The following is a 10,541-nucleotide window of genomic DNA, read 5'->3' on the forward strand; positions in this document are numbered from 1 at the left end:
GCCGAGTGGTGGGGCAAGAGCGTTTTGCTTACTTTTGCGCTTTTCAAAAGTGAGCCGCTGTAAGAGCGGAACCAATATCAGCCATAACCGAAGAAACGGATATGTACTCAATCAACCCCGACCCACCTCAACATCCCTCCCCGAAGCCCCAATCCTGCGTAACAAAGGCAACACCTCCGCCCCCACATGAATCGACTCTTCCAGATGCGGAAACCCCGAGAGAATAAAGCTGTCCACCCCAAGCTGGTGATACTCCTCGATCCGCTCCGCCACCCGCTCATAACTCCCCACCAGCGCCGTCCCGGCCCCGCCCCGTACCAGGCCCACACCGGCCCAGAGGTTGGCCGAAACCTCCAGCTCCCGCGCCCCACGCCCACGGCCTTTCATCAACTCGGTCTGGCGACTCTGCCCCACCGATTCATACTTGGCCATCTGCCGCTGCGCCTGGTCAATGGCGTCCTTGGGTATCTCCTCCAACAGCCGCTCCACATGCGCCCAGGCCGCCTCGTCAGTGCGATCGGCAAAGATGTGCAAGCGCAACCCAAAGCGCAACGTCCGCCCCTGCATCGCGGCCAACTCACGCATCCGCAGCACCCGCTCGGCAATCATCGCCGGCGGCTCACACCACATCAGGTACGTCTGCCCATGGGCAGCCCCCACCTGCTCGGCAGCCTCGGAGGCACCCCCAAAATAGATCGCCGGCACCTCGGCCCCAGGCGCCACCGGCGTGTTGATCCCACTGCGGTAGTAGCGCCCCGGATGCGCCGGCTGCTTGCCAGCCCACACCGCCTGGAACACCTGCAAAAACTCCGCAGTACGCGCATAACGCTCATCGTGTTCGAGAAAATCCCCCAACGAACGCTGCTCAAAACGGCTGGACCCCGTCACCACATGCAACGCCAGGCGATTCTCGCTGAGCAATTGCAAGGTCGCCGCACGGTGGGCGGTATAGGCCGGCAGCTCCATGCCTGGTCGCAACGTCAGGAGGAATTTAAGCCGCCGCACCTCCTGGGCCAGCACCGCGGTAATCAGCCACGGATCCTCGAAACCGCTGGCGGTGGGCACCATGATTCCGTCGAACCCGGCCTGTTCGGTAGCCCGCACGATCTGGCGCAGGTAATCGAGGGTGGGGGCACGTTCGCCTTGCTGGAACAGCCCGACCTTGGGCAGGCCGCTGCTGGTGAGGTGGCGACCGTCGCCATTGGTGGGCAGGAACCAGTCGAGCTGGATCGGGGGGCGAACCTCAGTGTTCATGGTGCAGGCGCTCCTTGCGCAGGCCGTGTCGAAAAAGCAGCGGCAGGATCTGTTCACCAAAGCGCAGCACTTCGCCGACCGCCGGGCCGCCTTGCAGGATGATGTGGCCAAGGCCCAGGCCGTGCAGTTCCTGCAGGCGCGTGGCGATCTGGCGGGGCGTGCCCACCAGGATCAACGGTTGGCCAGGGTGCAGTTGCAGCAGGTTCGGGTGGATCTCCCACTGGCGCAACGGGTGACGGTCGCGGGGCACGGTGGCGATGCGATGGTTGGGCAGGTCCTGGGTCGGCAGCAGGGCGGCGGCGGTTTCCCAGGCCAGGTCCTCGCTGTCGCCGATGACCAGGCCGAAGGTACAGGCAAAGGCCAGGCCCGGCTGAAGCTGGCGCCAGCGTTGTATTTCCTGGGCCAGCCACTGCGGATGCCCAGGCCGCAACAGGCAGACCTGGGCGTGGCCAGCCACCAGCGCGTGGCTTTGGCTGTCGTCCAGCACCAGTGGCGGCGCGGGCAGTTCGCGGCGGGCGACGCCGGCGTTTTCCAGTTGGAAATAGCGGCCTTGATAATCCAGGCCGCCGTCATTCGGTGCCAGCAGTTGTTGGAGAATCTCCAGGTATTCGCCGATGCGTTCGCTGCGCTGGTCGCGGTTCAGCCATTCGCCAAACGCACTGCGCAGGCTGCCTTGTTCGCCGTCGGGCAAGTGCAGGCGCACCCGGTGGCTGCTGATCGATTGCAGGCTTTGCAGGGTGGTGGCCAGGGCCGCCGGCAGCATGACTTCCGGCGGTACGCTCACCGACAATTGCACCCGTCGGGTGTGGGCGCACAACGCCGCCGCCACACCGAGGCTGTCGGCACACAGCGCGCCGCCGGGGATCCACAGGCCGTCGATGCCGGCGTATTCCACCGCCTGGGCCAGCTGGATCCACTGCCCCGGCCGCGCCGCCCAGTCGGGGGTACAGAGGGGCATCAACCAACTGAATTCAAGGGGCATACACGGGCTCCATAGTTTGGCATCAGCATCACGCGTCGTCGTAGCAGCTGTCGAGCCCCGGCGAGGCTGCGTTCGCGGTGTATCTGGCACACCGCTACGCAGCCTCGTTTCACTCGACAGCTGCTACGGGAGCTGACGCTTTCAGGGCGTTTGATCATCCTACTCTCGTCCTCGCCATCCGAGGGCCGGGGCGATGTCCCGGGCGATGATTTCCAGGCGCTTGAGGATCTGCGCCTGGGTCGAGCTTTCGGCCTGGACCACGGCGATCACGTAGTCAGCATAGGGCAGCAGGGACGGGTCCTGTTGCAGGCTGGCGATCACTTCGTCGGGATGGCCGTGGTGCACGTTCATCAGGCGCAGGTGCTCCTGCAGGTCCACGGCTTGATCGATCAGGCCTTCGCGTTGCAGGCGCGGGATGTGGCGCTCGATATCCACCGCCAGTTCCGCTTGGGCACCGGCGCGATCCGCTGCCGGGAAAATTGCCCGCACCACGCCGATTTTCGGTGGGCGATCGGTGCGGGTCCAGGCATTCAAGTAGGCATCGGCCAGGGGTTTTTGCACCGTCAGCGGATCGTGGGTGGCGGTGCCCAGCAGCAAGCCGTTGCCCTGGCTGGCGGTGTATGCCGCGCCTTCGAGGCTGCCGTGGGAGTGCCACAAGCGGCTGCTCAAGCCGGTTGCTGGCGGTTGCAGGGTCAGCGCGCTGTGGGGCATCAATGCCTCGCCGTCGAGTAACTGCTGGACCTGCTGCTGGTGGTCGCTGAAATCGACCTGGCGTTGCACGGCATCACGGCCAAACGCGCTGAAATTGTCGAGGTTGGCGCCGCCGCTGCCCAGGCCCAATTGCACCCGGCCGCCGCTGAGGGCATCGAGCACACTGGCGTCTTCCGCCAGGCGGATCGGGTCTTCGAAAGGCAGCACGATCACCCCGGTGCCCAGTTCGATATGCCGGGTTCGCTCGGCCACCGCCGCCAGCAATACCAGCGGCGACGGCAGCCGGCCGAAGCCGTTGCTCAGGTGGTGCTGGGCAATCCAGCCACCGTCGAAACCGAGGGCCTCGGCGACTTCGAATTGTTCGATCAGGTCGCGGTAGACCTGCTGTGGATCGTCGCCAAAGGCGTGGCTGAGAAAGCCCAGTTTGAAGCTCATGTCAGGGTTCCTTGGGGCAGTGTCGGTTGCCAGCCGAGGGCCGGGGCGATCTGTTCGCGGATGATTTCCAGGGCACGGATCGCCTCCCGCAGCGGGGTGCTGGCGGTCTGTACTTGCAGCACCAGGTGGTCGTTGGCCGTCAGGCTCGGCCCTTGCTGCAACTGCTCGATGATCTGCTCGACCGGGCCGTGCAGGATGCCGAGGCGCCTGAGGGTGGCGTCGAAATCATCATCCACCGGCGCCTTGTACACGCCGATGCTCTGTTGGCGTTGCACGTAGGCCTGGATATCGTTGCGCGTGGCGGCGTCCGGGTTCGGGATCAGCGCCTGTACCCGGGTGACACGGGGCGGGGTGCCGTTGTCACCGGTCCAGGCGTTGCGATAGCGCTTGACCAGTTCTACCCCGGCTTCGGGCGGCAGGTGCGGGTTGGGCGCCATGATCAGGCCGTGGCCGCGCTCGGCCACCCGTTCCACCCGTGAGGTGGCTTCCCAGATTCGCTGCCCAAGGCCGGCTGCCCGTGGCAACAGGCGCGAGCCGCTGTCGGTCAGGGGGGCGTTGCCCAGGGCATGGATCAACTGTTGCAGGTGCTGCTCATAATCGCGGTGGCGCGCCTCAGGCTCACGACCGAATGCGGTGAACGTGTCGGGATCAAAACCCGCACCCAGGCCCAGCTCCAGCCGGCCATTGCTCAACAGGTCCAGCACCGAGGCGTCTTCCGCCAGGCGCAGCGGCGCTTCCTGGGGCAACACGATAATCCCGGTGCCCAGGCTGATCCGCCGGGTGCGCTGGGCGATGGCGGCAAGCAATACCAGGGGCGAGGGCAGGCGGCCGTTTTCGCTGGCGAAGTGATGCTGCGCCACCCAGCCACTGTCAAAGCCCAGCTCTTCGGCGACCTTGAACAACTCCACGGTGTCGCGGTAGACCTTGGGCTCGAAGCCGGGGCTGTAGACGCGGCTGAGAAACCCCAGGGAAAAACGCGAACTCATGGCTGCACCTCGCGGGCCAGTTGTTTTTGCAGGGCGGGGCCGGCGTTGATCGACTCCGGCAGGCCGCTGAACGGGCTGATGGTCAGGTAACCCTTGTTGAGCCATACCGCCTCATCCTGCTTCTGCTGCTCGGCGGTGGCGGCGGGGCTGTACTGGAAGCCGATGCCGGGTTTGCCCGGCAGTTTGAATTGCTTGAGGTCGTCGGTGTACACCGCTTCAAAACCCACGTAGCTGCCGATGCGGGTGAGTTTCACGCCCTTGATCCGTGGGTCTTTTGGCAGGTTGATATTCAGGCCCAGGCCCTTGGGCAAGAGCGCGCCGTCGGGCTGGCGATGCTGGCCCAGGGCATTGACCAGTTTCGCCACCAGTTGCGCCGCGCGTTGTGGGTCTGCCTCCTTCAAATCGGTGCTGACCGCCAGCGCCGGAATGCCCGCCTGCACCGCGACACTGGCGACGTTGAACGTGCCGGAAGCGCTGTTGATCGCCCCCAGGTTATTCCCGGGGTTGGGGCCGACGATCACCAGGTCGGGGTGGGGCATGACTTTTTTCAGGCCCATCAGCAAGGCCATCACCGGCGTGCCGCTGATTTCGATCTGCACGTCTTTACCGGCGCATTCGGGGCTTTGGCACACGCCGTTTTCAGTGGTGCTGATGTAGTAACTGTCGGGGTAGGCCGGGTCGTCGTCATGGCCAACGGTGACTTCGCGACCAAAGAAAAACGCACCGCCCCGTGCGCTCTGGTCGGCCTGCGGTGCGGCAATCCGCACCGTATGCCCCTGGGCCTTGAGCTCGGTGTACAGGGCGCGAATATTGGGGTGCTGATAACCGTCGTCGTTGCTCAGCAAAATGTTCAGGGCAAAGGCCTTCGAGACGAACAGGCTGCCGACTGCCAGCATCCATGCGCTGCGCTTCATGGTGTGGCTCCCTGGGTAAAGCGATTGGCCGGGCGCGGCAGGCCGAGGTTTTCCCGCAGGGTGGTGCCTTCGTATTCGGTGCGGAACAGCCCGCGTTGCTGCAGCAGTGGAATCACCTGCTCGACGAACAGGTCGATGCCGCCTGGGAAGTACGGGAAGAACACATTAAACCCGTCACAGGCACGGGCTTCGAACCACTGCTCGAAGAAGTCGGCAATGTCTTCGGCGGTGCCGATTACCGGGTTGCCGGCGGTCAGGTGCAGGTACAGCTGGCGGATGCTCAGGTTCTGGCTGCGGGCCAGTTCCAGCAGTTTGTCGCGACGGCTGCCGCGCTGGCCTACCGGGGTTTCCGGCAGCGGGCCGTCGAGGTCGTAGCCCGACAGGTCGATGTCATCGCCCAGGGTGTCGGCCAGGAAACGCAGGCCCAGCACCGGGTCCACCAGGGCCTGGAACTCTTCGAACAGCGCCTGGGCCTGTTCGCGGGTTTCGCCAATAAACGGGGTGACACCGGGCAGGATCTTGATGTGGTCGGGGTCACGGCCAAAGGCGGCGGCGCGTTGCTTGATGTCTTGATAGAAAGCCTGGGCGCCGGCCAGGTCATGGTTGACCGCAAAAATCAGCTCGGCAACGCGGGCGGCGAGGGCCTTGCCGGGTTCCGACGCACCGGCCTGCACCAGCACCGGATGGCCCTGTGGAGGGCGGGCGACGTTGAGTGGGCCACGCACGGAAAAATGTTCGCCGCGATGATTCAGGGTGTGCAGTTTGGCCGGGTCGAAATACTCCCCGCTGGCCTTGTCGCGGGTGAAGGCGTCGTCGTCCCAGCTGTCCCACAGGCCCTTGACCACATCGTGGAATTCTTCGGCGCGCTGGTAGCGGTCGCCATGGTCGATATGGGTTTCGCGGCCGAAGTTCCAGGCCTCATCCGAGACCACCGAGGTCACCAGGTTCCAGGCGGCGCGCCCCTTGGACAGGTGATCGAGGGAGGCAAACTTGCGGGCGATATGGTACGGCTCGTTGTAGCTGGTGGTGGCGGTGGCGATCAGGCCGATGTTGCTGGTGACGGCTGCCAAAGCGGCCATCAGGGTCAAGGGTTCGAAGTGTTCGGCGCGGGCAGTGCGGCTGAGGGCGTCATGATGATGGCCCCACAGGGCGACCACGTCGGCGACGAACAAGGCGTCGAATTTGCCGCGTTCGGCGGTTTGCGCGATGTGTTTGAAGTGCTCGAAATCCAGGCTGGCATCCGCCTGGGCCAGGGGATGGCGCCAGGCCGATACATGGTGGCCGCTGTTGGCCAGGAAGGCCCCCAGCTTGAGTTGATCGGTACGTCGGGTCATGGACAGGCTCCCGCAAAAGGTCAGGCGCAGGGCCGGCAAACCGGCCCCGCGGGCTGGGTCAGAAGGCGTACGTCACGCCGGTGTACCAATAGCCACCGGTGGTGCCGTAAGGCGAAAAGGTACCGTACGGGAAGCCGCCGGAACTGCTTACCAGGTCGGTGCGTTTCGGGTACTTGTTGAACAGGTTGTTGGCCCCCGCATTCAGGGTCACGGCCTTGGTCAGGTGGTAGTCGATGTTCAGGTCGGTGATCCAGGTCGGCGCGAAGTTGCGGTCGTAGATCTCGGCGGTGCCGTACTCGGTGTAGGAGCCGTAGCGGGTCAGGTTGAGGCTGGTTTCAACCTTGTCGTAGGTCCAGGTGGTGCCCAGCAGCAGCTTGGATTGCGGCAAGCCGTACTTGAGGTTGCCCTGGCGCTGGCGGTCATAGCCACCGTCCGGGCCGAGGGCCTGGGCAGCCACGGTCGAGGCGTGGATCGAGTCGATCTGGGTGGTGTTCCAGTTGAAGCCGGCGCTGTATTTCAGGCTGCCATAGGCACCGATGTCCTGGCGGTAGTCGCCCACCAGGTCGACGCCGCGGGTGGTGGTGTCGAGGGCGTTGGTGAAGTAGGTCACCGCCTGGTTCGGGTTGAGCCCGGCGGCGGCGAGGATCGCGCTGATTTGCGGCGTGCCGCCCAGGTAACCGGTCTGGGCGATGCGGTCCTTGATCACGATCTGGTAGGCATCCAGGGTGATGTTGGTGTTGTCAGTGGGTTGCAGGGTCAGCCCGATGCTGTAGTTGGTCGACTTTTCAGGCTTGAGGGTGGTCGCGCCCAGGGCCTTGGCCACATCGGAGTTCACCGCCACGTTGCGGTAGTCGAACAGTTGCCCGTTGACGCTGGTTTGCGAGGTGGAGCTGTAGATCTGCTGGGCCAGGGACGGTGCGCGGAACCCGGTGCTGACGGTGCCGCGCAAGGCCAGGATCGGGGTCAGCTGGTAGCGGGTGGAGAACTTGCCGTTGGTGGTGGTGCCCGAGCCGTCGTTGTAGTGCTCGTAGCGCCCGGCCAGGTCCACGTGCCATTTGTCGGTGAGGTCCTGGCCGATCTCGCCGTAGCCCGCGAGGCTGATGCGGCTTTTTTCGGCGGCGTCGGCCGGGGTGGTACCGGCACCGGAAATGGTCCCGGGTGGAATGATCGCGCCGTTGGCACCGGTGTCGAACGGCCCGCTGGCGTAGGAGGCGAGGTCACCCTTGCCGATCTTGTAGTCTTCGTAGCGCTGTTCCAGGCCCCAGGAAATCTGCGTCGGCTTGTACAGGCCGAGGTCGAAGGCGCGGGTCAGGTCGAGGTTGTTGGTCCACTGGCTGAAGGTTTTTACGCCGGTGTCGACCGAGGTCGGTGAGTTCGGGCCGTAGCTCAGGTTGTAGGTGTCGGTGAGGGTGGCCCGGGCATGGTCCTGGCCGTAGGTGCTCGACAGGTCATAGTCCCAGCCGGCGGCCTGGCCCTTGCCGCCAAACGCCACCTGGAAGTCGTCTTCGATGAAGCGCAGGTTGTCTTCGATACCTTCCGGGTACGGGGTCTGGATGCCGTTGAACGACGGCGGCTGGTGGAATGCCAGGGGCTTTTCCGAGTTGCGGTGGGTGTAGGTCGAGAACGAGTACAGGGTCAGCGCGTCGGCGACCGGCAGCTCGGCGTTGTAGCCGAGGCTGAAGTTCTTCGCCTCGGGCAAGCCGGTGCCGTAGTAGGTGTGGCGTTGGCTGGTGTTGCCGGCACTGTCGGTGTACGGCGCCGCATCGGAACGGTCCGAGACGTCCTGTTTCTTCACGTCCAGGGCGAGGTTGATGAAACCGTCGTTGGGCAGGGCCAGGCCGACATTGCCGGTTTGACGCACGGTTTCGCCATCGCCGTTTTCATAGTTCTGGCCGTAGGTGGTGGACAAGCTGCCGCCGTGGTCGGTTTGCTTGAGCACGATGTTGATCACGCCGCCGATGGCGTCCGACCCGTATTGCGCCGAGGCGCCGTCACGCAGGACTTCGATGTGATCCACCAGGGCGGTGGGGATCATGTCCAGGTCCACCGGTTGCGAGCCGGAGTTGAGGGAGGTGGCGTTGTTCAGCAGCGCGCTGTTGTGGCGGCGCTTGCCGTTGACCAGCACCAGCACCTGGTCGCCGTTCAAGCCGCGCAGGCTGATGGGGCGCACGATCGAGGTCGAACCGAAGCCCGACGAGGCCGGCTGGTTGAGGGACGGCAGCACCTTGCTCAAGGCACGGGTCAGGTCGCCCTGGCCGGTGGCGAGCAACTGCTTGGAAGAAATCACGTCCACCGGCGCCGGGCTGTCGGCCAGGGTGCGGGCCTGGCCACGGTTGCCGATGACCACGACGGTGTCCAGGGGGTTATCGCTGACCGGGGCGTCGGCGGCGAGGGTCAGGCTGCTGTAGCTGACGGCCTCGCACACGGCGAGGAACAACAGGGTATGGGCGAAAGCCTTGCCGGGTTGGCGGCGGCCTGCGGCGCGTGATGGATTCATGATGTGCAACACTCCAGTGTGGTTAGGCAACGGGCCTTGTTCGAGGACGGCTTGTTAAGTTCAAGCTCTGGTGGAGGCAGGAGAGCAAAGGCTGTGCCATCGCTGAAAAGTCTTGGATAACAAGGAGTTGTTGGAGGGTTTACGGGGCGGGTGGTGTTTTTCTAACAGGCGGGAGGGCAGGGTGTTGGTTTTTGTGCAGGGGATTTTTTCGCGAAGCTGCTAGCGTACGCTGGGCCGGGGGAGCGCCTCCTTGGCACACCCCTTGCTCTCCCCACGCCATACCTAAACCCAAGGAAGCTTTTCTGTATGCCTAGACCTGGCCCGCGCAACGCTCTCACTGATATTCCCGGCCTGGAGGTTGGCCACGCCACAGACCTGTACGCCGACACCGGCGTCACGGTGATCCGCCCGGATGGTTTCTGGACTGCCAGTATCGACATTCGCGGTGGAGGCCCAGGTGGTCGCGAAACCGCGGCGCTGGAGCCGGAGAACATGGTGGGCCAGCTGCACGCGCTGGTGTTTGCCGGTGGCTCGGTGTTTGGCCTGGCGGCGGCGGATGCGGTGGCGGCGAAGTTGTCCCAGGACCAGGTGGGGTTGCATTTGAAGCCGGGTGCGCCGGCGATTCCTATCGTGCCGGCGGCGGTGTTGCATGATTTGGCGAATGGCGGGGACAAGGATTGGGGCCTGGAGCCACCTTACCGGCGGCTGGGGTTTGAGGCGCTGGCCAATGCCGGTCCGGAGTTTGAGCTGGGCTCTGTCGGGGCCGGGCGTGGGGCCATGGCCGGGGTGCTGAAAGGCGGGCTGGGGACGGCGTCCTTGGATTTGGGCGATGGGTTGGTGGTTGCCGCGTTGGTGGTGGCTAACCCGATTGGTTCAGTCTACATGCCGGATGGCGAGACGTTCTGGGCCTGGCCCTGGGAGGTGGCGGGGGAGTTTGGTGGGGCGCGGCCGGTGACGGAGATGGATTGCAGTGATCCGATGCCGGAGTTGTCGCGGCTGGATTCCATGGGGCGTCTGCAAGCGGGGGCCAATACCACGCTGGTGGTGGTGGCGAGTACGGCGCGGTTGACGGTGGCGGAGTGCAAGCGGGTGGCGATCATGGCGCAGGACGGGATTGCCCGGGCGGTGCGGCCGGCGCATTTGCCGTTTGATGGGGATACGGTTTTTGCGTTGGCTTCGGGGGCGGTGGAGGTGGCGGATGGGCCTCGGCGGCAGGTGGAGATTGGGCGGATTGGGTCGGCGGCGGCTGATTGTGTGGCTCGGTCGATTGCTCGGGGGGTGTTTGCTGCGCGGGGTTAGGGTGGGGTGTATATCCGTTACTCCGCGGGCCGCCGCGACGGGCCATCCATGGCCCGGCGCGGCTAAACCGGCGTCCTGCCGGTTTACCCGCTGCGCAATACCTGCGTTCGGCCTCGGGCTTATTGGGGC

Annotated in this window: 8 protein-coding genes; 1 reads left to right on the forward strand and 7 read right to left on the reverse strand. The window is 64.9% G+C overall.

The annotated features are described in order from the left end of the window. Nucleotides 1–111 precede the first annotated feature (111 nt). From HX811_RS31675 to HX811_RS31705, 7 genes are all read right to left on the reverse strand, one after another. A complete protein-coding gene (locus HX811_RS31675) occupies nucleotides 112–1,254 on the reverse strand; it encodes an LLM class flavin-dependent oxidoreductase (RefSeq protein ID WP_003218626.1) in 1,143 nt (380 codons plus the stop codon). Then, on the reverse strand, nucleotides 1,244–2,236 hold the full coding sequence (locus HX811_RS31680; RefSeq protein ID WP_177020867.1) for an LLM class flavin-dependent oxidoreductase: 993 nt from the start codon (nucleotides 2,234–2,236) through the stop codon (nucleotides 1,244–1,246). Before HX811_RS31680 ends, HX811_RS31675 begins: the two co-directional genes overlap by 11 nt. Before the next feature lie 159 nt (nucleotides 2,237–2,395). Further along, nucleotides 2,396–3,382, reverse strand: coding sequence for an LLM class flavin-dependent oxidoreductase (locus HX811_RS31685; RefSeq protein ID WP_177048860.1), 987 nt, complete (start codon nucleotides 3,380–3,382; stop codon nucleotides 2,396–2,398). After that, nucleotides 3,379–4,368 (reverse strand): LLM class flavin-dependent oxidoreductase, encoded by a 990-nt coding sequence (locus tag HX811_RS31690; protein ID WP_177048862.1) that lies wholly within the window; start codon nucleotides 4,366–4,368, stop codon nucleotides 3,379–3,381. Before HX811_RS31690 ends, HX811_RS31685 begins: the two co-directional genes overlap by 4 nt. Beyond that, nucleotides 4,365–5,282: a 5'/3'-nucleotidase SurE gene (locus HX811_RS31695; RefSeq protein WP_177048864.1), complete on the reverse strand. Its 918-nt coding sequence runs from the start codon at nucleotides 5,280–5,282 to the stop codon at nucleotides 4,365–4,367. The genes HX811_RS31690 and HX811_RS31695 overlap by 4 nt, the downstream gene beginning before the upstream one ends. Then, the gene (locus tag HX811_RS31700) at nucleotides 5,279–6,616 is read right to left on the reverse strand and encodes an LLM class flavin-dependent oxidoreductase (RefSeq protein WP_177048866.1); all 1,338 of its coding nucleotides are present in this window, start codon (nucleotides 6,614–6,616) and stop codon (nucleotides 5,279–5,281) included. The genes HX811_RS31695 and HX811_RS31700 overlap by 4 nt, the downstream gene beginning before the upstream one ends. Before the next feature lie 58 nt (nucleotides 6,617–6,674). Beyond that, nucleotides 6,675–9,113 carry a TonB-dependent siderophore receptor gene (locus HX811_RS31705; RefSeq protein ID WP_177048868.1) on the reverse strand — a complete coding sequence of 813 codons (2,439 nt, stop codon included), beginning with the start codon at nucleotides 9,111–9,113 and terminating at the stop codon, nucleotides 6,675–6,677. Between the two features lie 306 nt (nucleotides 9,114–9,419). Between HX811_RS31705 and HX811_RS31710 the strand changes: the two genes are divergently transcribed. Continuing rightward, complete coding sequence (locus tag HX811_RS31710) at nucleotides 9,420–10,412, forward strand: P1 family peptidase (protein ID WP_003218615.1); 993 nt, start codon at nucleotides 9,420–9,422, stop codon at nucleotides 10,410–10,412. Nucleotides 10,413–10,541 lie beyond the last annotated feature (129 nt).

This window comes from Pseudomonas sp. F8002, assembly GCF_013385495.1.
Lineage (GTDB): Bacteria > Pseudomonadota > Gammaproteobacteria > Pseudomonadales > Pseudomonadaceae > Aquipseudomonas.

Excerpts from the sequence above, each read along its gene's own strand:
- HX811_RS31710 (WP_003218615.1), top strand. The coding sequence starts at position 9,420 with ATGCCTAGACCTGGCCCGCGCAACGCTCTCACTGATATTCCCGGCCTG.
- HX811_RS31675 (WP_003218626.1), bottom strand. The coding sequence starts at position 1,254 with ATGAACACTGAGGTTCGCCCCCCGATCCAGCTCGACTGGTTCCTGCCC.
- HX811_RS31705 (WP_177048868.1), bottom strand. The coding sequence starts at position 9,113 with ATGAATCCATCACGCGCCGCAGGCCGCCGCCAACCCGGCAAGGCTTTC.
- HX811_RS31685 (WP_177048860.1), bottom strand. The coding sequence starts at position 3,382 with ATGAGCTTCAAACTGGGCTTTCTCAGCCACGCCTTTGGCGACGATCCA.
- HX811_RS31690 (WP_177048862.1), bottom strand. The coding sequence starts at position 4,368 with ATGAGTTCGCGTTTTTCCCTGGGGTTTCTCAGCCGCGTCTACAGCCCC.
- HX811_RS31695 (WP_177048864.1), bottom strand. The coding sequence starts at position 5,282 with ATGAAGCGCAGCGCATGGATGCTGGCAGTCGGCAGCCTGTTCGTCTCG.
- HX811_RS31680 (WP_177020867.1), bottom strand. The coding sequence starts at position 2,236 with ATGCCCCTTGAATTCAGTTGGTTGATGCCCCTCTGTACCCCCGACTGG.
- HX811_RS31700 (WP_177048866.1), bottom strand. The coding sequence starts at position 6,616 with ATGACCCGACGTACCGATCAACTCAAGCTGGGGGCCTTCCTGGCCAAC.